Origin of the sequence: Bacteroides nordii, assembly GCF_019930665.1 — a bacterium.
In the GTDB taxonomy this organism is placed as follows: domain Bacteria; phylum Bacteroidota; class Bacteroidia; order Bacteroidales; family Bacteroidaceae; genus Bacteroides; species Bacteroides nordii.
Genome location: NZ_CP082886.1, coordinates 595,072 through 617,382, shown reverse-complemented (window position 1 = coordinate 617,382; position 22,311 = coordinate 595,072). Strand labels below are relative to the sequence as shown.

23 protein-coding genes are annotated in these 22,311 nt (G+C 40.6%); 3 read left to right on the top strand and 20 right to left on the bottom strand.

Translation table 11 applies throughout. From position 1 onward, the window contains the following. Positions 1-164: 164 nt before the first annotated feature. The 8 genes from K8P02_RS02320 to K8P02_RS02285 all read right to left on the bottom strand — a co-directional run bounded on the left by K8P02_RS02320 (position 165) and on the right by K8P02_RS02285 (position 6,793). Positions 165-785, bottom strand: a complete 621-nt coding sequence (locus tag K8P02_RS02320; protein ID WP_025867403.1) for a M23 family metallopeptidase — start codon at positions 783-785, stop codon at positions 165-167. Positions 786-796: 11 nt separating this feature from the next. Beyond that, positions 797-1,456, bottom strand: coding sequence for a B3/B4 domain-containing protein (locus K8P02_RS02315; protein WP_025867402.1), 660 nt, complete (start codon positions 1,454-1,456; stop codon positions 797-799). A gap of 181 nt (positions 1,457-1,637) precedes the next feature. Then, positions 1,638-2,459, bottom strand: a complete 822-nt coding sequence (gene pgeF, locus K8P02_RS02310; protein WP_007484473.1) for a peptidoglycan editing factor PgeF — start codon at positions 2,457-2,459, stop codon at positions 1,638-1,640. Then, entirely contained in the window at positions 2,456-3,616 is a 1,161-nt protein-coding gene (obgE, locus tag K8P02_RS02305; protein ID WP_002559659.1) for a GTPase ObgE, read from the bottom strand. Before obgE ends, pgeF begins: the two co-directional genes overlap by 4 nt. Before the next feature lie 50 nt (positions 3,617-3,666). Further along, entirely contained in the window at positions 3,667-4,032 is a 366-nt protein-coding gene (locus K8P02_RS02300) for a four helix bundle protein (protein WP_007484472.1), read from the bottom strand. A gap of 45 nt (positions 4,033-4,077) precedes the next feature. Beyond that, entirely contained in the window at positions 4,078-4,647 is a 570-nt protein-coding gene (locus K8P02_RS02295; RefSeq protein WP_007484470.1) for an adenylate kinase, read from the bottom strand. 33 nt (positions 4,648-4,680) lie between these two features. Beyond that, positions 4,681-5,217: a hypoxanthine phosphoribosyltransferase gene (gene hpt / locus K8P02_RS02290; RefSeq protein ID WP_002559656.1), complete on the bottom strand. Its 537-nt coding sequence runs from the start codon at positions 5,215-5,217 to the stop codon at positions 4,681-4,683. A gap of 40 nt (positions 5,218-5,257) precedes the next feature. Further along, positions 5,258-6,793, bottom strand: a complete 1,536-nt coding sequence (locus K8P02_RS02285; protein WP_025867400.1) for a peptide MFS transporter — start codon at positions 6,791-6,793, stop codon at positions 5,258-5,260. A gap of 346 nt (positions 6,794-7,139) precedes the next feature. On the opposite strand from K8P02_RS02285, the gene K8P02_RS02280 reads away from it, so the two are divergent. From K8P02_RS02280 to K8P02_RS02270, 3 genes are all read left to right on the top strand, one after another. Then, positions 7,140-8,651, top strand: coding sequence for a bifunctional ADP-dependent NAD(P)H-hydrate dehydratase/NAD(P)H-hydrate epimerase (locus K8P02_RS02280; RefSeq protein WP_025867399.1), 1,512 nt, complete (start codon positions 7,140-7,142; stop codon positions 8,649-8,651). 72 nt (positions 8,652-8,723) lie between these two features. Further along, complete coding sequence (locus tag K8P02_RS02275) at positions 8,724-9,782, top strand: DUF4831 family protein (protein ID WP_025867398.1); 1,059 nt, start codon at positions 8,724-8,726, stop codon at positions 9,780-9,782. 34 nt (positions 9,783-9,816) lie between these two features. Next, positions 9,817-10,098, top strand: a complete 282-nt coding sequence (locus K8P02_RS02270) for a hypothetical protein (RefSeq protein ID WP_002559652.1) — start codon at positions 9,817-9,819, stop codon at positions 10,096-10,098. On the opposite strand, the gene K8P02_RS02265 is transcribed toward K8P02_RS02270, so the two are convergent. From K8P02_RS02265 to lptC, 12 genes are all read right to left on the bottom strand, one after another. Next, a complete protein-coding gene (locus tag K8P02_RS02265) occupies positions 10,088-10,438 on the bottom strand; it encodes a PqqD family protein (RefSeq protein ID WP_002559651.1) in 351 nt (116 codons plus the stop codon). The two genes, K8P02_RS02270 and K8P02_RS02265, sit on opposite strands and share 11 nt — an antisense overlap. Before the next feature lie 4 nt (positions 10,439-10,442). After that, positions 10,443-11,801 (bottom strand): MFS transporter, encoded by a 1,359-nt coding sequence (locus tag K8P02_RS02260; RefSeq protein ID WP_223381929.1) that lies wholly within the window; start codon positions 11,799-11,801, stop codon positions 10,443-10,445. An 82-nt stretch (positions 11,802-11,883) separates the two neighbouring features. Continuing rightward, positions 11,884-12,264, bottom strand: a complete 381-nt coding sequence (gene secG / locus K8P02_RS02255) for a preprotein translocase subunit SecG (protein WP_007484465.1) — start codon at positions 12,262-12,264, stop codon at positions 11,884-11,886. A gap of 6 nt (positions 12,265-12,270) precedes the next feature. Beyond that, entirely contained in the window at positions 12,271-13,050 is a 780-nt protein-coding gene (locus K8P02_RS02250) for a tetratricopeptide repeat protein (RefSeq protein WP_195348436.1), read from the bottom strand. A gap of 5 nt (positions 13,051-13,055) precedes the next feature. Further along, the gene (locus K8P02_RS02245; protein WP_025867397.1) at positions 13,056-13,583 is read right to left on the bottom strand and encodes an LptE family protein; all 528 of its coding nucleotides are present in this window, start codon (positions 13,581-13,583) and stop codon (positions 13,056-13,058) included. Then, complete coding sequence (locus tag K8P02_RS02240) at positions 13,570-14,769, bottom strand: sigma-54 interaction domain-containing protein (RefSeq protein WP_002559646.1); 1,200 nt, start codon at positions 14,767-14,769, stop codon at positions 13,570-13,572. The genes K8P02_RS02245 and K8P02_RS02240 overlap by 14 nt, the downstream gene beginning before the upstream one ends. A 33-nt stretch (positions 14,770-14,802) precedes the next feature. Beyond that, the gene (gene pdxA, locus K8P02_RS02235; RefSeq protein WP_007484460.1) at positions 14,803-15,900 is read right to left on the bottom strand and encodes a 4-hydroxythreonine-4-phosphate dehydrogenase PdxA; all 1,098 of its coding nucleotides are present in this window, start codon (positions 15,898-15,900) and stop codon (positions 14,803-14,805) included. A gap of 6 nt (positions 15,901-15,906) precedes the next feature. Beyond that, on the bottom strand, positions 15,907-16,950 hold the full coding sequence (locus tag K8P02_RS02230; protein WP_007484459.1) for a DUF4837 family protein: 1,044 nt from the start codon (positions 16,948-16,950) through the stop codon (positions 15,907-15,909). Positions 16,951-17,024: 74 nt separating this feature from the next. Beyond that, on the bottom strand, positions 17,025-18,059 hold the full coding sequence (gene rlmN, locus K8P02_RS02225; RefSeq protein WP_025867396.1) for a 23S rRNA (adenine(2503)-C(2))-methyltransferase RlmN: 1,035 nt from the start codon (positions 18,057-18,059) through the stop codon (positions 17,025-17,027). A 137-nt stretch (positions 18,060-18,196) separates the two neighbouring features. Beyond that, positions 18,197-20,335 (bottom strand): peptidylprolyl isomerase, encoded by a 2,139-nt coding sequence (locus tag K8P02_RS02220; protein ID WP_025867395.1) that lies wholly within the window; start codon positions 20,333-20,335, stop codon positions 18,197-18,199. 120 nt (positions 20,336-20,455) lie between these two features. After that, positions 20,456-21,712, bottom strand: coding sequence for a hemolysin family protein (locus K8P02_RS02215; protein ID WP_122201271.1), 1,257 nt, complete (start codon positions 21,710-21,712; stop codon positions 20,456-20,458). A 2-nt stretch (positions 21,713-21,714) separates the two neighbouring features. Further along, positions 21,715-22,293 carry an LPS export ABC transporter periplasmic protein LptC gene (gene lptC / locus K8P02_RS02210; RefSeq protein WP_007484455.1) on the bottom strand — a complete coding sequence of 193 codons (579 nt, stop codon included), beginning with the start codon at positions 22,291-22,293 and terminating at the stop codon, positions 21,715-21,717. Between the last annotated feature and the right edge of the window lie 18 nt (positions 22,294-22,311).

Below are 22,311 nucleotides of genomic sequence, written 5' to 3'. Positions count from 1 at the left end.
GCCCTGTCATTAAAACGCAGATTAACACAGATTATCGCACTTAAAATCTAAGTTTTGCGATAATCTGTGTTAATCTGCGTTTTAGAAATTCCTTATTAATGATAAAACTGTCAGGCTTTCTTGACATACACTTCTATAAAAGAACAGCTCAAGATAGATATTCATTACTTTATTGCTATTGCTTTCACCGTTACTCCATTTCCTTTTTTTACACATTGAACGCACTCCTTACGTAAAGTACCTTCTTTCAAATTAAAAATGAGATCCGGATTAAAATGTTGTCCGTTAATTCGGGTTTCAAAATGCAAATGCTCTGTTGTAGCCCGTCCTGTGCGTCCGGTCAAAGCCACTGGTTGCCCGGCTAATACCCAGTCTCCACTCTGCACCAAATTCTTTACATTATGACTATAAATGGTCTCAAGTCCGTTCGAATGGCGAATCACCACTACATTTCCATAAGCAGCATAAGGTTTTGACATTCGCACAACTCCGCTAAAAGCAGCACGTATCGTATCGCCGGCACACGTTTTTAAGTCCGCTCCGCTATGTCCTCTCCGAGTTCCATACGGAGAAATAACCTTTGCACCAGGCAATGGAAAAGCGTATTCATTCTCTGTCAGAGTGTCTAAATGCAACAAGAGATTCTTATCCTTAGTAAACAATCCCGGTGTCGCTACCCGGATATGATTGATCTCCATACTTGAAAAGTGTGGTTTCTCGGGTAAATCTACATTATTTACTATAGAAAAAAGAGTACATAATAGCCAAATCAATGTGCTTTCCATACTTTCGATAATTATTCAAAGAAAAATAGTTGCGCACTATCACAACCAGCATATTTTTTTAATAACTCCTGTATCATATCAGCCGCTTCAGCCAATCCGTCTGCACCACTATATCCATTGACTATTGCAAGAATATGAGTCGTATCCAATCCCATCTTTGTTCGTTCATTATCACTGGTAGGCGTACCTATACCTCCTATTTCATCCCTGTATACGGGCAATCCTTCAATATTCAGCACACCTCTGCCAATACCTTCAAAAGGCTCATCTGCTTTTCCGATTCCCAGTTCCAATATTGATCCTTTTATCTTATCGGCATCAAAACCACCAATGGAATAGCCGGTACGAAGCGACACTAAATTAATCAAATCAACCAGCGTATCTATCTGATACAATGGAATACCACGCATTAAACGTCTGCGCAAAGCCTCAGCCGAAGGACGGTAACGTCCCGGATCTTTACCACAACGCTTATATGCCTCACGAGTAGCAGCAATAGCCGGCTGCAACTTAATATCTTCCATCCGTGTAGTCGAAGTCAACTCTTCAGTAAAAGCATTTATCTCCTCCCAAAGTCCTTCACAGTAAACTGTGTTTTTGACCTCTGCATAGACTGCTACTCCCGCAAAACCGGGACATGCTTCTTTTATTTCTTTAGATACTGTTATCATAAAAAAGTTATAAGGTTATGAGGGTTATAAAGTTATAGGGTTATAGGGTTATGGAGGAAATGGGGATTATAAAGTTAGGGTCATAAATTCATAGATAGGAGGACTATAAAAGCTAAAAACATAACTCTATAACCTTATCACTCTATAACCTACCACTTTATAACTTTCTCACTCTAACCTATCATGGCTCCGTCACTCTCTTCATTATTCCTGACAAAATACGTCCTGAGGCAATCCCCAGCCTTCGTGCCGAAAAAAATTCATCATGATGAATATAAGTACAAATACCCGATACTTCGATCTGGCAACCGGGAACACCAAAGTCAAGCAATTGCTGGCGGTTGGCCTCCCACAGATCGATATGATATTTTCCCGTCTCCGTCTTACGATAAGAGATACGTGACATATCAAAACCATTCAAACGGAAGGTATCATATACCTCATCACCGACTTCAAAGGATTCCAACGAAATGCCAGGACCGATACAGGCCACAACCTCCGAACCTTCCGTTCCATAAACCGTCCGCATCTGTTCCAGTGTATGACCAACGATAAAATTCACCGTCCCCCGCCATCCGGCATGAACGGCAGCTACCACCTGGTGCTGCCTGTCGTATAGCAATACAGGAACACAATCTGCCGTAGAGACGCAAATACAACAGCCTTCCTCACGAGTTATCAGGGCATCAATACCTTCCAGACGCGTACACCTATCTTCTTCAGAAAGGGTAAGAAAGGTTTCATCCACTACCAGACTCTTCGTTCCATGTGTTTGGTGGGGGATAATCAATTCACGAGGCTTCTCCGGCATTGCTTCAAACAAGATCTCCTGATTCCGGCGGACGCATACCCTCTCGTCACCGGCAAAAGGCGAGCAATTGAATGTAGCATATGTCCCCTCACTGCACCCGCCTATACGGGTGGTTACAAAATGAAAAATGTCGGAATACACATCCAATGATGCATATCCCAACATTCTTTTATCTTTTGTAAGTGAAATCATTTCTCTTCCCAATCCTCTTCTTCGTATTCATAATCCAGATCATCGTCATCATCGCCGTCCTCATACTCATATTCGAGATCTTCATCCTCTCCCATAGCTTTGAGTTCTTCCTGCAAGCGACTTACATCCTTAGGACGATGTACAATAGCTTCTATCTTATTGCTTTCTTTATTCAACTCTTCCCACAGGATATCTTTCAATGCTGAAATTCCCAAACCGGAAACAGAAGAAATAAACAAATGCGGAATACCCTGAGGCAACGTAGGTTCTATCTCATCCATCAACTCCTGATCGAGCATATCACTTTTTGTGATAGCGAGTACACGCTGCTTATCAAGCATTTCCGGATTAAAAGTACTCAGTTCATTCAGCAGTATTTCATATTCCTTACGGATATCATCACTATCTGCCGGAACCATGAACAACAAAAGAGAGTTGCGCTCAATATGACGCAGGAATCTCAATCCAAGTCCCTTACCTTCACTGGCACCTTCAATAATTCCGGGGATATCGGCCATCACGAACGATTTCCCGTCGCGATAAGAAACAATGCCTAAATTGGGTTCCAGTGTAGTAAACGGATAGTCGGCTATTTTGGGTTTAGCAGCAGAAACGGCAGACAATAGTGTAGACTTACCGGCATTTGGGAAACCCACTAACCCTACATCAGCCAAAAGTTTCAACTCCATAATTACCGTCATTTCCTGCATCGGCTCACCGGGTTGTGCAAAGCGTGGTGCCTGTCGGGTAGCTGTTCTGAAATGCCAGTTTCCTTGTCCACCACGTCCACCTTTCAACAAGATAACTTCCTGTCCATGTTCGGTCACATCACAGATATACTCTCCTGTTTCAGCATTGTATACTACTGTTCCACAAGGCACTTCAATTATTTTGTCTACACCGTCCTTACCAAAACTCTTGTTTTTACTGCCGGATTCTCCATGAGTAGCCATCGCATGACGGTCATACTTCAGATGGAGCAGCGTCCAGTAGTTACGGTTACCTCGCAAAATAACATGGCCTCCTCTTCCGCCATCGCCCCCATCAGGACCACCGTTAGGAACATATTTCTCGCGCCTCATGTGCGTAGAGCCTCTTCCGCCCTTACCTGAGCGACAGTATATCTTTACGTAATCAACAAAATTCGATTCAGCCATAATATTTAGTAGTTAGAATTTAGTAGTTTAGTAGTAAGTAGAAGATGGATTTAGTAATATTTCAGCAGACCTTGGCAATAAGCATTCAGCATTCTACTCACTTCAGAAGCCAACCCCAGGAGCACTGTTTTATCTTCTTCTGAAATATATCCCAGGTCTTTGGAAAGAATAACGAAGTTTCTTGTTTCCTCCAATGAGCCTTGTGATATGTTGTAAAAGTGTAATTTATCTTTCTGCCCTACTCTTACAAATCCTTCTGCAATGTTAGCAGTAATAGAAGCAGAGGCACGTCGCATTTGATTAACCAATCCGAACATCTCTTCTTTAGGAAAGCCTTTAGTCACCCGATAAATATTTAAAACATATTTATGAGCTTTTTGCCATACTAAAAGATCTTCAAATGATTGCGCCAGCATTCCTACTTAACTACTTACTACTCACTACTTAACTACTCTAATTATTTATAATGTATCTACCGCCTTACATATTTCCTCAAAGATACCATCCATTGAGCCAAGCCCATTGATGTGTTGGTATTTTCCCTCACCTTTATAGAATTCTTTCAGGGGTGAAGTCTGAGTATTATATACTACAAGACGTTTTTTGATTGTTTCTTCGTTGTCATCGGCACGTCCCGAATCCTTTCCGCGTTTGATAAGGCGAGTCATCAACTCATCTTCGGGAACATCCAGGTCAAGCATTACAGAAATATCCTGTCCACGTTCTTTCAACATTACTTTCAACGCTTCTGCTTGCGGAATAGTTCTTGGGAAACCATCAAAAATAACTCCCTTACTATCCTGAAAACTATCAAAAACGCTGGCCAGAATGTCTACCATCAGTGCATCGGGAATCAGTTGTCCCTGATCAATATAACTTTTAGCAGTCTTGCCCAACTCTGTACCATTCTTTATTTCTGCACGCAAAACATCTCCGGTAGAGATGTGATTAATACCATACTTTTCTACAATACGTTCACTCTGTGTTCCCTTTCCTGAACCGGGAGCACCGAAAATTACAATGTTCAACATCTTTTTTACCTATAAATTAGTTTGTATTTGAATTTAGTCTACCACAGTATAAATATCCGGATAGTTTCGTCCGAAACCATCATAATCGAGTCCGTAACCAACGATAAAGTCGTTCGGTATTTCCATTGCTACATATTCGATATTCAAATCCACTTTCAGTTTGTCGGGCTTCACCAGCAGAGAAGCAATATGTATAGCCTCCGGATTTCGGGTACCCAATGTCTCGAGCAGACGCTGCATCGTAAAACCTGTATCTACAATATCTTCTACGATAACCACCGTGCGGCCGGCAATGTCTTCGTTCAGACCAATCACTTCTTTGATAACTCCCGTTGAAGTGATTCCCTGATAAGAAGCCAGTTTCACGAAAGAAATTTCACAAGGGATAGTGATATGTTTCAACAGATCGGCGGTAAACATGAACGAACCGTTCAGCACACTGAGGAACAAAGGGTTCTTACCTGCCAAGTCCCGGTTAATTTCGTTCGCAACACGAATCACTTCTTTTTGAATATCCTGTTCTTTAATGGAAACAGTAAATAGTTTATCTTTTATCTGAATGGTGTCCATAACCGATTATTTAAAAAAGTTGGATGCAAAAATACAATTTTTATTCCACTCCATGCATCATCTTTTGCAATTTCTTCGAGAGAAGGAACAGAATAAGGGACGCAATACCCGACATAATGACGAACACCATAAAGAAGTCGTACATATTTGCAATCTGATATCCAAAGAGTGTTTTTACTTTACCTGCCTCGGGGTAAAGCCCGGCAAGTATCCCGGCAAATTTATTGGCAGTGGCAGTAGAAAGATACCAGATACCCATCATCAGGGAAGCAAACCGAATCGGAGTCAGTTTATTTACCATCGACAAACCAATGGGCGACAAAGCTATCTCACCCATTGTATGAATAAAATAAAGTCCTGTCAGCCAGATGATACTCACTTTCACACCCGGTTGGGCATCTTTCACTCCAAAGCAAATAAAGAGGTATCCCAAAGATAAAAGTAACAACCCAATAGCTTGCTTGGTAGGTGAAGAAGGCTCCATATTCCGTTTGTTGAGAAAAGCCCAGACACCCGGCATGATATAGGCAAGTATTACCACAAAAAACGGATTGAAAGACTGAAACCAGGAAGCCGGCATCTCCCAACCTAAGATATCACGATTTGTCTGATCGGCAGCAAAAAGAGTTAAGGAAGCACCAGCCTGTTCATAGGCAGCCCAAAAGAAGATGACGAAGAATGCTACAATGTAAATTACAAAAATACGGCTACGTTCGATCTTTGTTAATGAACCATCCAGTAAAATGGTGATAGGAAACACGATGCAAGCGGTAAATATACCGATACTGACCCATTCGTCGCCAAACCAGAGATAAAAGAGACTGCCCAACACCAGTGTAAGAACCATTAATAGAAGAATATTCCGCCTTTTCTGGCTCCGGCTCAGTTGCGGATGAACTATTTTATCTGTCTTTTTCTCCTTCTTCGCATCCGGGATTATGCCTAACGGCTCACCGTCAGGAGATATCAGATACTTATTCTTCTGCGTTTCAAATAAAAGGATAGTAAATACAATCATACACGCAGCAATCAGAAATCCCCATTTAAAATCTTCCGGATTACCGGTGTCTCCAAAATAGCCACAAACCAAAGGAGCAATAAAGGAGCCCACATTCACTCCCATATAGAAAATGGTATAGCCTGCATCAAGGCGCTTATCTCCCGGTTTATAAAGTTGTCCTACCAATGACGATACAGTAGGTTTAAATGAACCATTTCCTAATATAAGAAAGGTCAGGCCACCATACATTAACCAATGTGACAGTTCCGCTTTATCGAGCATAGAGGCACTCAAGAACATCATTAACTGTCCTACCCCCATCATCACAGCACCCCAAAAAACAGAACGGCGTATCCCCCAGTATTTATCGGCTATATATCCGCCAATCAACGGAGTCAAATATACTAATCCGGTATAGCTACCATAAATGGATGCTGCTGCTTCGGTATCAAAAAGTAGAGCCTGAGTTAAAAAAAGAATAAAGATAGCACGCATACCGTAGTAGCTGAAACGTTCTGCTGTGCTTGTTGCAAAGATTAAGTAAAGGCCCTTTGGATGCCCTTGTAATGCTCCCATAAGTAGATTGTTTAGTAGTTTATGGGATGCAAAGGTACGAAAAAGTACTTTTATTCCGTAAAGAATATGTAACTAAAGGTAAAAGAAACAATGTGTTTCATCCTGTTTCATTGCTATGAGAATTTTGTTTCAACCTATTGAGAATAAATTCTCAACCTATTGAGAAAAGTTTCTCAACGTATTGAGAATTTTTTCTCAAAGCATTGAAACAACTATAAAAAAGTATTGTATGAAATCTTTGCGGTTACTTAAGTAGCCGAAAGGAGCAAAGGATTCATATTAAAACAAGTTTTAATCGGACAAATAATTACTATCTTTGCGAGTCAGAAAACTAAAGAAACAAATCATGAAAATATTTCCAAGTAACACTATCAAGAAGCTGGATGCTTATACCATTGAGCATGAACCCATTCAGTCAATCCAACTGATGGAGCGTGCAGCCAATGCACTAACAGAAGCTATCACTAATCGTTGGGATAGCGAAACCCCGGTTACTGTATTTGCCGGACCTGGTAACAATGGAGGAGACGCTCTTGCCGTAGCCCGTATGATGGCAGAAAAAGGATACAAAGTAGAAGTTTTCCTTTTCAACACCAAAGGAGAACTTTCACCCGACTGCCAAGCCAATAAAGAATTGGTAGAGATGATGGACGAAATAACCTTCCACGAAGTAAGTACACAATTCGCTCCACCGACCCTGACGGATGAACATCTGGTTATCGACGGTTTATTTGGTTCCGGATTGAACAAGCCTCTTAGCGGAGGGTTTGCAGCAGTAGTCAAATACATTAACTCTTCGCCTGCTACTGTAGCATCCATTGATATTCCTTCGGGACTAATGGGAGAAGAGAATACATTTAATGTCCGGGCCAACATCATCCGGGCCGATGTTACCTTCAGCCTGCAACTGCCAAAACTTGCTTTTCTTTTTGCTGAAAATGCAGAGTTCATCGGAGAGTGGGAGTTGCTCGACATCAACCTGAGCCAGGAAGGCATCGAGGAGTTAGATACCAACTATGAAATGTTGGAAGTGGAAGACATACGTACTATTATCAAACCCCGGAAGAGATTTTCACACAAAGGAAACTTTGGGCATGCACTCTTGATAGCTGGTTCACGCGGAATGGCAGGAGCATCGATACTATCGGCTCGTGCATGTTTACGCTCAGGAGTAGGTTTGCTCACTGTGCATGCTCCTATCTGCAACAATAGCATTTTGCAGACAGCAGTTCCCGAAGCAATAGTAGAACAAGACGCCAGTGAAACTTGTTTTGCCATACCAACAGATACGGATGACTATCAGGCAGTAGGCGTAGGACCGGGATTGGGACGAAACGAAGAAACAGAAGCTGCACTGCTGGAACAATTGAACGGCTGCCAGACTCCTCTGGTAGTAGATGCGGATGCATTGAACATATTGGCTAATCACCGCCATGCACTGACCAACCTGCCCAAAGGTTCAATCCTTACTCCCCATCCCAAAGAATTGGAACGCCTGGTAGGTAAATGCCAGGATTCTTATGAACGCCTGACCAAAGCAATAGAGCTTGCCCGTACCGCCAAAGTACATATTGTATTAAAAGGTGCCTATTCTGCTATCATCACTCCAACCGGAAAATGCTTCTTTAATCCCACCGGTAATCCGGGGATGGCTACTGCCGGAAGCGGAGATGTGCTGACAGGTATTATTCTGGCATTACTCGCTCAAGGGTATACGGCAGAAGAAGCTGCCAAGACCGGAACATTCGTTCATGGGCTCGCCGGCGACTTTGCTCGTAAAAAGTTAGGTACAATTGGGCTTACAGCAGGAGATATCGTCAACAATCTGCCTATGGCATGGAGACTTGTAAGCGAATAAAGGTTAAGAACTTATGAATTTCCGAATAAGTTCATTAACTTTGTTTTCTAAACCAGTTAAAAATAGACAGAAATGAAAAAACTAATCATATTGACAGGACTGCTGGCTGCCACTACTATGATATCTGCTCAGACAGATGTTGTGACTGGTGTAATGCGAGGCAAAGATTATGGAGTAACCTATGCACTCCCCAAAACACAGATAGAGATCGAAGTCAAAGTCAATAAAATAACATATACACCGGGAGAATTTGGCAAATATGCAGATCGCTATCTGCGACTAAACAACATATCTGTCGACCCGAAAGAATATTGGGAATTAACAAGCGTAAAAGTAAAACCGGTAGGTGTACCCGATAAAGAGAATGTATATTTCGTAAAGATGAAAGATAAAACCGTAGCTCCGTTAATTGAACTGACGGAGGACGGAATTATCAAATCAATCAATGTACCTATCGAAGGGAAAAAGACTCTGCCTGCCAAGACAATTGTGCCTGCACAGAAAAAGGTCAATCCAAGAGATTTTCTTACAGAAGAAATCTTAATGGCCAGTTCAACAGCTAAAATGGCTGAACTCGTGGCAAAAGAAATCTACAACATCCGTGAAAGTAAAAATGCGCTGGTACGCGGACAAGCAGACAACATGCCCAAAGACGGAGCGCAACTCAAACTGATGCTTGACAATCTGGAAGAGCAGGAACGTGCGATGACAGAAATGTTCTCTGGTACATACAATAGAGAAGAGAAAATATACACGATTCGCCTGAACCCCGCAAAGGAGATGAATAATGAAGTAGCTTTCCGATTCTCAAAGAAACTGGGTGTGGTAGCCAACAATGATCTTGCAGGCGAACCGGTTTATATTACTTTGAAAAATCTGAAGACAGTTAATATTCCACAGGACGACGGTAAGAAAAAGGTAGACGGTGTGGCCTACAACGTACCAGGCAAAGCTTCTATTTTACTGACTCAAGGAAAAGATGTGTTATTTGAAGATGAAGTGCCTGTCACTCAATTCGGAACAGTAGAATATCTGGCCCCTGCATTATTCAACAAAAACTCAACGATTAAAGTAACATTCAATCCGGTTACCGGTGGTCTGGTTAAAGTTGACAGGGAAGAAGGAAAATAAACGACTATTATTCATTCTCTAAATAACTTATAATATGGGTGGTGAAGGACATATGCTCGACATGATCCGTCGATTGAAAGAAGGCAGAGACTCTGCCAACTTACGCAGAGCGCGAACCAACGAGAGGATGAAACGCTTACAAACGAAAGCACCCTACCCCCTACCCGACACGACTCCTGAAGAAATGGGACGTATCATCCGGCAATCCAAAGAAAAGAAAGAAGCCGATGACCGTTACTTTGTGTTCGGGACTCTCATTATCATCGGGGTTCTATTGGCATGTGCCGTTATATTATGGGCTATTTTTATTCGTTGATTGTCAGTTTGACAAATCCATCTTTTTGTAACTGGGAAAAATAAGCAAGTATACGAGACTCGTAGTTCTCTTCATGGTTGAAGTGGTCTGCGAGTTTTTCTATTATCTCACGTATCGTACTTTTGCCATCTATTTGCTCCCACACGGCAGTACCATGTTCTTCAAGATGTACATGAATATCAGAGGACATTCCTTTGGGTAGTAAAAAACGTTGCATCCATTCATACTTAAACCGGGGAAAAGCGATGACAATAGTGCCATCGCTTTCCTTTTTGGTTGTAATGTGTGCACTGCGGAAGGGAATAACCTCCAACAAGTTGATCTTTTCTTTCGCAGCCATACATTTATTTCTTTATATTGGGTAATTCCAAACCATATCCCTTCTTTTTATCAACTACCTTTAACAAGAAAGCGACAAACAAAGATAGAATGGCTAAACCTGTAAAAATACACATCGGGATTGTATAGTCATACTCGTTAGCATTTCCACTCGTCCCCACCACACAATAGGTATCAAGTACCCAACCAATAAGAGTAGGAATACCCCACAGACCTATATTCTGTATAAAGAAAATAAGAGCATACGCTGTTCCTAACTGATTTACAGGAAATATCTTCGCCACCGAAGGCCACATAGCCGAAGGTACCAGAGAAAAAGCAATACCCAGAATTATCATCAAACCAATTGCTATAAGCCAATTATCAATGCTGGGAATTGCATAGATAAAATGCACACAAATCAACATGGCCGCACCCAACATCATAATAGAAGCAGCTTTTCCACGTTTATCAACCAAACCACCAAATACCGGAGTCAGTATCAATGCTCCCAAAGCAGGTAGTCCCACAATAGAACCAGCCACGTTTTCATCAATTCCATATTTACCAACCATCAGTTCGGATGCAAACTTCTGGAATGGAAAAACGCAGGAATAGAACAGCACGCACAACAATGCAATCAGCCAAAATCCCGGATTGGTAAGAATGTGTTTTACATCTTTAAAAGAGAATTTATCTTCACCTCCATCTTCAGTAGAAGCCTCTACCTGCTTATCCAGCTTTTTATCCATCACAGAGAAGGCAAAAAAGGCTATTAACCCTCCTACAAGTAATACAAAACCAATCAACAGAGGAGTATCAATACTAAAATTACGCGCCAAAGGTATAGCTACAGAATAAGCAGCCTGGGAACCGATACGTGCCAAAGCAACCTGTACCCCCATAGCAGTGGCCATCTCTTTCCCACGAAACCATTTAGCTATAATTTTAGAAACAGTAATACCGGCTACTTCAGCTCCCACTCCAAAAATAGAGTAACCGGCAGAAGCAACAAATACCCCGGTTTTATATCCAAATATAAGTGATTCATCTCCAGCCAAAACTGTAATTGCATAGTATTCCAATCCCGTACCTACTACCATCAGGATAGCTGCCAACTTTCCGGTGAAACGAATACCAAAACGATCCAGAATCAAGCCTCCCCAAATCAGCATCAGCAAAAACACATTCAGGAAGCTGTATGCTCCCGTGAAAAAGCCAAACTCCGTACTGGTCCATGCCAAATCTGATTCCAACATGTTTTTCAATGGCGCCATTACATCATTCACATAATAGGCTGCCATCATAGTAAAGGCAACAATGGCTAATGCTCCCCAACGGGTAACCACAGAGTCATTCAATTTCTTTTTTAATTGTTCCGTCATAGTTCTATCTTATTAATAAAAAAAGGCTACAAATCCCCTGGATTTATAGCCTCTTCTCTTTTCTTTAACTTTCCATCTGTAATTATTCTGCCACAGGAGTTTCTGTTGCAGGTGCAGTCGGTGTTTCTGCAGCAGGTGCTTCAGTAGCAGGTGCAGCTGTACCCGAAGGCAGGTTATACGGATTTGTTTTTTCTTCTTGCTGAGCTTGTTCCAAAATTACATCCTGTCCTCTGGATGCATTGGTAGGGACAACATAAGCTGTAGCAATACTCATTATAACCATGAATGCTGCCAATCCCCAAGTAGCTTTTTCCAAAAAATCTGTAGTTTTGCGAACGCCCATTATTGCATTGGATGATGAGAAGCCGGATGCAAGACCACCACCTTTAGAATTTTGAATCAGTACAATAAAGCACATCAATATGGCTGCAATGACCATTAAGATTACGAATAATAAGTACATTTTTTGTTATTTTGATTTAGCGTTAATAATCAGTTTTTCTAAAAATCTTATTTGATCTGCAAAGTAAGCATTTTTTTTTGGATATTTCAAACTTAATTTTTTAATAATTTCAAGAGCTTTGGAATATCTTTGCTGTTTAACATAGATTTTAGCCAATGTTTCTGTGAAACAGCTATCATCATCCTCTCCTTCTTCGGTACTCAATTCTTCAGAAGAAGATTGTTCCGGAGATTCTTCTCCTGATAAATTTCCATCTGGCAAAGGTTGTAACTTAAGAGCCGGTTCACTCTCACTTTTTTCAATAAACCCATCAATCAGTTCAAAACCACGAAGTTTGGGTGCTTCGGTTTCATCATCAGTAGAAACACCATCATCCTGTAGTAAATAAGCTGTATAGTCCGTCGTATAATCCAGGCTGGTCTGAGAAGTAACTTCTTCCGGTATAGTAGACAAAAAAGCATCAATCAACGCTAAAGTACGATCAAGATTCGGCTCTATTTCCGGTAATTCATCTACAGAGGTTGTTTTCTTTTTACGGGATTGCAATATATACTTATCTCCTTCTATGAGGTAGAAAAGTGAGCGTCGGTCGGCCACATAAAGAGTTGCTTTACGTAATTCGGCCCCAAATGTAATGTCGTGTAATAAATACAAATTCTTTAAATATAGTAACCGCAGCGTTTGAAAATAAGGATAGCGTGTAAGCATCGTCCGAAGCTCATACAACGTATCCTTATTCAGCATCTCGGGGTGCTGAATCCATTGTTGAAGGTTAGCAGAAGTCATTCAAATTACCAATTTGCCACTGTCGCATTAAATATCTGATCAGTTATCTCTTTCGTTATTTCAGCAATCGTTGCATCCGGTATATTAGGCAATAATGAATTCGGATCGAGGTCGGAACGGAAAGCCGAAAATTGCTGTTCGAAATCTTCTGCATGATTGGTATTATTTACAAAACGCACATTAACTGTAACAGTTACTTTTGCTTTTGAAGAGAACCCATCAGCCGAAACAGCTTCATTATACACATTTATACCTGTTATTTCTCCTTCAATCTGCAAATCAGCATTGGCATTTCTCACCAATTGCAAACGAGTCTGACGAGTAAAAATATCTTTTAAATCGTCATTAAACTTATTTGCCAAAGGCTGATAAACATAAGCAGATTTTATAGGAAAATCAGCAATTGAGATTGTCTTTACTTTATCATAATTAATAGACGCCCCATTAAACTTATAAGAGACTGTACACGCCAGAAGTATTACCGGCAAAGCCAGTAATAACATCCATTGTGGTATTTTTTTATTCCAATCCATATTCTTTTATTTTTCTGTAGAGGGTGCGTTCCGAAATATTCAAATCCTGAGCTGCACTTTTCCTCTTCCCATGATGTTTTTCGAGGGCTTTACGTATCATTTCTTTCTCCACTTCATCCAAAGAAAGAGACTCTTCCACATACTCTTCCGTGTCTTGTATATCATCATCTACCGGACAGGGAGCCTTCACCGTATGAATGATTGTAGGCATTGTGGAAGGTGGTGTAGGTGTCACAATGGGCACACTTCCTTTCTCTGCCATCAAATTATGAACCATCTTCTTCAATTCAGATACTTCCTGTCTCATATCAAACAAAACTGAATAAAGAATCTCACGTTCACTCTCAAACCCCTTATTATCCTTTATACCGAACAAAGCCGGCAGACGTTGCGTGTTTTGAGCCGGGAGATATGTTTGCAAAATAGCTGCATTAATCTCACGATTGGTTTCTATAATCGAAATCTGTTCTGTTATATTCTTCAGCTGGCGCACATTTCCCGGCCATGGATAGGCAAGTAACACCTGTTTGGCATCTTCTGTCAGCTGAATAGCAGGCATACGATACTTCTCGGCAAAGTCACTGGCAAACTTACGGAATAATAACAACACATCTTCACCACGTTCACGCAAAGGAGGTATCTGAATAGGAACCGTATTGAGACGATAGTACAGATCTTCGCGAAAACGTCCGTCTGCAATAGCTTGTGTCAGATTGACATTAGTAGCAGCAACAATACGTACATCCGTCTTCTGTACTTTTGATGAACCCACCTTGATAAACTCCCCACTCTCAAGCACCCGAAGCAAACGAGCTTGAGTGGGTAAAGGCAACTCCCCTACTTCATCCAGAAATATTGTTCCACCATCAGCTTCGCCAAAGTATCCCTTTCGTTCGCCAATAGCTCCCGTAAAAGCTCCTTTTTCATGCCCGAACAATTCAGAATCAATTGTGCCCTCAGGGATAGCACCACAGTTTACTGCAATGTATTGCCCATGTTTGCGACGGCTATACTGATGAATAATCTGCGGAAAGCTCTCCTTTCCCACACCACTTTCTCCGGTTATCAATACGGATAAGTCAGTGGGTGCAACTTGGATGGCAACATCAATGGCGCGCGACAAAGCCTCTGTATTACCAATAATACCGAACCTAAGTTTTACTTGTTGAATTTCCGCTTTCGTCATAATTGCACTATAAATTCCTTCTTGTGTTTTTGTTTATACATCATCATCCACAGTGTCAAGCTTCAACTTATCACTGTCGTCACGTTTCTCGTAATATTGTTTTCTCAACGGATTGGCATGAGCTTCTTTATCACGCAGGCGGTTGCGGAACACATCTATTGCCACATAGATAGCCTGACGGAAAGAGTCTTCACAAGCCAGCCCTTTTCCGGCAATATCATATGCTGTTCCATGAGCCGGCGAAGTACGTACTACCTGAAGTCCGGCCGTATAATTTACCCCTTCATCCATAGCCAAGGCCTTGAATGGTGCCAATCCCTGGTCATGATACATAGCCAGCACACCATCAAAATGAGTAAAGTTACCCGATCCCATAAATCCGTCAGCCGGATAAGGACCGTAGCAAAGTATTCCTTTAGCAGCCATTTCCTGAATTGCCGGGATAATGATCTCTTGCTCTTCGGTACCAAGTAATCCCTCGTCTCCTGCATGAGGATTCAAAGCCAGCACAGCAATACGCGGTGCACCAATACCAAAATCCTGTTTCAGGGAGCGATTAAAAATAGCAATTTTCTCCTGAATAAGTTCTTTAGTAATGGTTGAAGCAATATCACGTACGGGGATATGCCCTGTTACCAGTGCCACCCGAAAATCGTCCTTCATCAGAATCATCAGTGATTTACTTCCATCACCCAGTCTCTCCTCAATATATTCGGTATGTCCGGGAAATGAAAATCCTTCCGACTGAATGGTATGTTTATTGATCGGAGCCGTCACGATGACGTCAATCAATCCTTCTCTAAATTCTTCAATAGCCTTCTCTAAAGCACCAAGTGCAGCTTTTCCTGCTTCCGGATCCGGTTTAGAGAATTCCACTTTCACTTCGTCATCCGTACAGTTTACTACACTCAAACGATTGAAAACTGCCTCAGAAGCAGAATTAACAATACTAAAGTTAGTAGGTAAATCCAATGATTTACGATGATAAGCTGCCACCTTAGGGGAACCGTAAATAATCGGAGTACACAACTCCAGCATAACAGGATCGGCAAAAGTTTTCAATATCACTTCATAGCCTACGCCATTGATATCTCCTTGCGTAATACCAACCCTTATTTTACTATCTTCCATGTGTCGTTATTTATTAGTTTGTTCTTCTCTGGCCACACCCAGCGGAATCTCTCCCTGGGTCTTTTCTGTAGGAAGTTTCAATGTATACAATGATGCTTCGAGCATACGTACCAGATTACGTTTTAATTTATTAGGTGAATATACAAATACTTCTGCTGTTACAATGCGCTGATTAGTTTTGTCCAAACGGGTATGAGACACAAACGGACCACCCATAAAGTCGCCCTTCATACGCCAAAGTCCACGGGCTTCCATGGTGTAATCTCCATGCACATCGATAGGACGGACATCCACTGTTATAGAATCTGTAGACATATACATGCCTTCTTTAGCTCCCGGAATATTAGCTTTCATCACAGAGTCACGCTTATGGATAAAATATTCTTTAGTAAACGTATCCTTATCAGTATAAGGGTAAGAATAGATCACAAAGTTCTGATCTCCGGTAGCCGTATTAGTAGATGCCCAGAAAAAATCTTCACCTTCTTTAGAAGAAGATAATTCAGAAGGAAGCCATATATCACAATCAAATTTACTGCCTACCTTGGTAGAGATGTAATCATTGTGTTTATTATGAAGCTGGGAGATCTGACGATTCATCTCAGCACGTGTGAAGAAGTCTATAATCTGTTGTTTGTTTTCCTCTACAAACTTTTCAAACTCCTGCTCATTGGGAGCCTGAATAGTCAGAATAAGCTGAGGAGCAGCATATACATCTTTTGCATACTTAAATGCCGGTTTGGTATATATATCACGCACATCCACTATAATAATGTTGCGTATTAATTTTAATGTAGAATCATAGTCTCTCGGAGAAGTATACATAATCCTGAATGAACGTTCAGACTGTGGCAATCCAGGTACATCCGTATCAAGCACATCAAACAAGGCTCTTCCCGCAGGACGCTCCCACAAGGCATGATCTACTACTACAAGAATCTCATACGCACGACCACTGGAGGTCGGAGTAAACACACCCTTCTTGCCGTTACAAGAAGAAAAAGTCAATGCCACAAGAGCCATACTGATAAAAAACAGATACTTCTTCATATTGATCATTTTTAATGTTTTTACAAAACTACGATAAGTTCGTATATTTTCATCGGATAAGTTAATAATTTATATTAATTCTTGTTATTACCCTCCCGCTTTGCTGTAGACAACATACCACAAGCTGCAAAAATGTCTTCACCGCGCGAAGCACGAATCGTAGAGAAAACACCATGTGAAGTCAGATAATCACGGAATGTTACCATCGCCTCCATATCCGTTCCTTCCAGATCTACTCCCGGAATAGCATGAAAACGAATCAGGTTTATTCTGCAATCTACTCCACGGAGCAATTTCACAAGCTCTTTGGCATATATCAGCGAATCGTTGACGCCTTTAAAAACAATATATTCAAATGAAAGTCTGCGTTGTTTGCTAAAATCATAGTTCTTTAACAAATCTACAATTTCAGTAATAGAAAAAGCACGCTCTGCCGGCATTAAATCCAAACGCTGCGAGGGCACCGGAGAATGTAGACTAATAGCTAAATGACAATCACACTCTTCGATGAAACGCTGCAAGCCCTTACGCAAACCGATAGAAGAAAGTGTTATTCGTTTAGGACTCCAACCGTAACCATAGGGTGCAGTTAATACCTCCAACACCTTTAACACTTCATCCAGATTATCCAAGGGCTCTCCCATTCCCATCAACACAACATTAGTCAGTTTATCCCGTTCGGGCAATGAACTGATCTGATTTAGTATCTGATTAGCAGTCAGATTGGCAGTAAACCCTTGCTTACCAGTCATACAAAACTTACAATTCATCTTACAACCCACCTGAGAAGAAACACAAAGTGTTGCACGATCGTCATCAGGAATGTAGACTGCCTCTACAAAGTTCTTCTCACCTACCTGAAAAAGATACTTAATAGTTCCATCTACCGAATGCATTGCCTCAACTGGCGGTATTCCTCCTACTTCATATTCTGCCCCAAGTGCTTCGCGGTGTTTTAATGACAGATTTGTCATCTCATCAATAGAGTTTACCTTTTTATCATAAAGCCACGATGCAATCTGCTTAGCAGCAAACTTCGGCATTCCCAGGCCTCTCACCACCGACTGCAACTCATCAAGAGTCATTCCTAAAAGAGGATATTTGGACATATTCTGTACAATTCAATGTTTATTTATGCAAATGTAAGGAATTAAAGTTGATTTCAGAGCAGACTACCACCAAAAGTTAACGTAAAAAGGCCGCTCCCTATGCGGGAACAGCCTTTTCATATATGAGTTAGTCCTTCTTAGAAGAACAGATAACGTGTATCTTTCACTTCAGCCTTCAGATAAAGATCGTTCATCAAACGTCCTGCCAGGCGTGCATGCATATTTTCCAATGTAGCTTCTTCAGCTTTTACATCAAATGTTTCATTCAACTTGTCCTTAGCATACATCTGCAATACAAATACGCCTGCATTACCTTTAATCGGAGCACTCAACTTATTCAACTCAGCAACCGAAGCATAGGCACCTACCAAAGGTTCGCTACTACGCAAAGCCGGTATATAAGCAGGAGCTGCAAAAGTTACATGTTTTACAGAGTCGCTCACAGCGTTAGCCATTGACTTATACTGATCAAAAGAAGTAGCATTAACAGCCTTCATATCATTCATGATCTTTTCGGCTTTCTTGTCCTTTATTATTTCAGCTCTCAACTGATCCTGTACCTGCTTCAAAGAACGGTAACCTTCAGGAGTGATACCAGCCAGTGCAACCACCAACATTCTGTCGCTCTCACCACATTCATACAAACCGGAAACTTCACCCGGCTTAGCAGCAAAAGCCCATTTCAAAGCTTCTTTTGTACCTTTAACTCCACCAATTCCATGTTCAGAGCTGTACAAATCATTTCTTTCGAGCAATCTATAACCAGCTTCTTCAGCATTAGCCACTACTTTATCCAAAGAAGGATTAGCAGCAATAAACTGGCTGAAATCATTATAAGCTCTACTATAAGTTTCTTTACTAAAGTCCACTGTACGTTTGATAACAGCCACTTTATATTTATCCTTAACGGCTTTCTTGTTAGTAACCTGAAGGATAACATTAGCCTGTCCCAAAGAGAGATTAGACAATTCGTTTACACCCAAATTATTAACAGTTGAAATAAATTTCAAATTATCACCATCAATCTGTGCATTTTCATAATTAGCAGATGAAATCCAGTTTGCTTCTCCAGTCTGGCCATATTTCTTTGCTAAATCAACAAAGCTTGCACCACCTTTTATTGCATTATAGATACTATCAGCCAATGTTTTTGTTTTTGCAGCATCTTCAGCAACAACCTGAATCTGCCGGAACTCTATAGAGTCAGCAGCAGCTGTTTTAGCGATAACTTTGAAAGAGTTAATTGTGTTATCACTACCATTATAATAAGGACCATATACTTTATTCAAAGCAGCAGAATCCATACGTGCTACTACATCTCTTGGAAAAGCTGTTTTATTATAATACAAATCAACATAAGGTTTTTCCGAACCTGTCGAACGAATAAAAGTAGTATATTCACTTTCTGTATTTGCTAATTGCTGAGTATATTCGCTTACTTCTTTTTCGATAGCAGCTCTGTCTTCAGGACTTGCAGTTACCTGTACATCGATGTACTTAATATCACGGGTTTCTACGTACTGTTTGAACTGTTCTTTCTTCTTATTATACAGATCTTTCAACTCAGACTCTTTCACTGTTATTGTAGAATCAACTATAGAAGAATAAGGAACAGCAGCAAGCAACAAATCCATCTGATTTACTCTTGCGTCAAAAGCATCCTGCGCTTCTATCGGATTAGAGAAGAGTGATTTTGAAATCAATGCCTGATATTTCTCAGCAAGACGATTCTGTATCAAACTTTTTTCTACAAATGACCAAAACTTATACATTGAGTTATAATATTCAGCGTACTGTGCCGGCATTTGAGACAGATTCATCTTAGAATAATCTACCAGGAACTTTTTCAACATATCTTTATCAAAAGCACCAGTTTGCGGATTACGGAACGGGGTCTGCTGTAACAGCGGATGAACACCTGCATCAATAATTGCCTGGATTTCAGCTTTTGAAACCGTAAGACCTAATTTTTTGGCTTCTTTTTCAAGAAGTTTATTGTTTACGTATGTACGCCATACTTCATCTTTCACCTGATTGGTTTGCTCATCATTCAACGAATTCGTTCCGCTGGAGAACTTAATTACGTCAGTATATTCTTCTACCAATGCCTGATAGTCCTGAGCGGAAAGTGCGTCCCCGTTCACCTCTCCTACGTCATGTGATTGGTGCGGCTGAAGGACTTTCCATGCGTCTCCCGCAATGAAAGCAAACAACGCCAAGCCAATAACGATCACCAATAAAGGTCCTTTCGATCTAATGTTTTGTAATGTTGCCATTTTAATTAATACAGTTTATTTGTTTATTATTATTTTCGTCTCAGTTGTTTTAGCGCACGAAGATACAAAAAATGCTAATATACATCTATTTATTAGCAAAAAAAATGGAGGTCTATACCATTATTCCATCACTTTCAGCCGCACAAGCTCAATTTTAGTCGGTGTTACCTTAATAATTTTAAACTGATAACACCCTACGGAAATTATTTCATGCAGTTTCGGGAAGCTTTGATACTGGCTCAGAATCAATCCACCAATAGTCAGATAGTCATCCGCTTCCGGCAAATCAAGATCAAAAGTTTCATTTACTTTTTCAATTTCCAGACGACCGGAAAGTACATATTCCCCCTCTCCTATCTGCTTACAGATATACGATGTATTATCATGTTCATCTTCTATGTCACCAAAAATTTCCTCTACCAGATCTTCCAAAGAAACAATTCCGGCAGTACCTCCAAACTCATCCACTACCACAGCAATCGTTTTCTTTTGCTGCATAAAAAGTTTCATTAATTTGTGAGCAGCCATCGTCTCAGGCACAATAGGCACCTCTTTTACATTGTCCCTCCAATCTCTAGGATTACGAAACATCTCTGAAGAGTGAATATACCCTACTACGTTATCAATATTTCCGTCGTAAACAATAATTTTTGAAATTCCGGATTCTACAAAACGACTTTTTAAATCTTCAAGTGAAGTAGATAAATCAACAGCCACTACCTCTGTACGTGGCACAATACAATCCCGGATTTTTATAGTTGAGAAATCAAGCGCATTCTGAAATATCTTCACTTCGGTATCCAGTTCGTCACTATTATCTGCGTTATCAATGCCGGATTGTACAAAATAATCCAGATCAACTTTACCAAATGCCTTTGCTGATGCCTCCTTGTTTATCTTCATTCCGAAAAGACGCAAAAACATATAGGAAAGTCCGGAAGAAAACTTCGATATGGGATAAAGAATAATATAACAGATAAACAAAGGAACGGCACATACATTCAATACCAGATTAGGGTTGATTTTAAATAATGTCTTCGGCAGGAATTCGCCTGTCACCAAAATAATTAATGTTGAGATGATGGTTTGTACCAATACCATCAGAAAGTGATTAGTGATAAACCCGGACAACAAATTATCACCAATAATCTGTGCCATCAGAATACCATAGATAACCAATGCAATGTTGTTACCAACCAACATCGTAGAAATAAAATTATTCGGATTTTTGAAGAATACAGACAATATTCTTGACGATAGTCCCTCTTTTCGCTCAAGTTCAAAACGCAGCTTGTCAACAGAGACGAACGCAATCTCCATACCCGAAAAGAAGGCTGAGAAAGCCATAGTTATTAAAAGGTAAACAATAATACTCATACTTATCTTACAGAATCCGTTGATGCTTTTTGTTCTTCTTCATCTACGTAAAAAATACCTCCCATATTTCTTATCTGATAGATGGTCATTTGCTGATTAGAATCAAAACCATATCCGGTAATAATCCGATCGGGCTGTTCTATACGTATAAACCGGTCCGAATAAACCTTCTCGGTAGCCTGATTCCAATACAACAGTTCAGTATTAAACCGTTCTCCCTTTCGGTTTTTAATATCGACATTTCCCATCAGCTTCCAAAGTTTTTGCTTATCATAAAAATAGGCAGTATCAGCTTTTATACTGGCGTCCACATTAAATAAAGAATCAAACTGTTCAAGATAGACACCTTTTTCAAATGCCCAGTAAGAAGGCCTTTTACGATCATACATCAACCATTCCTCGGCCTCCATACGATAACGCGTTACACCCGAATCCGAAATATAGGTCACAACCCCTAAAGTTGCCATCGAAGGCAAAGAATCCCGTTCCGTTATAGCCTCACCAAGCTCTTTCTTCTTCCCTCCGCAGGAAGAAAATAAAAGAAGCATAACAATTGCCCCCAGGACAATTGTTATGCTCATGTTTTTACTAAATAAAAA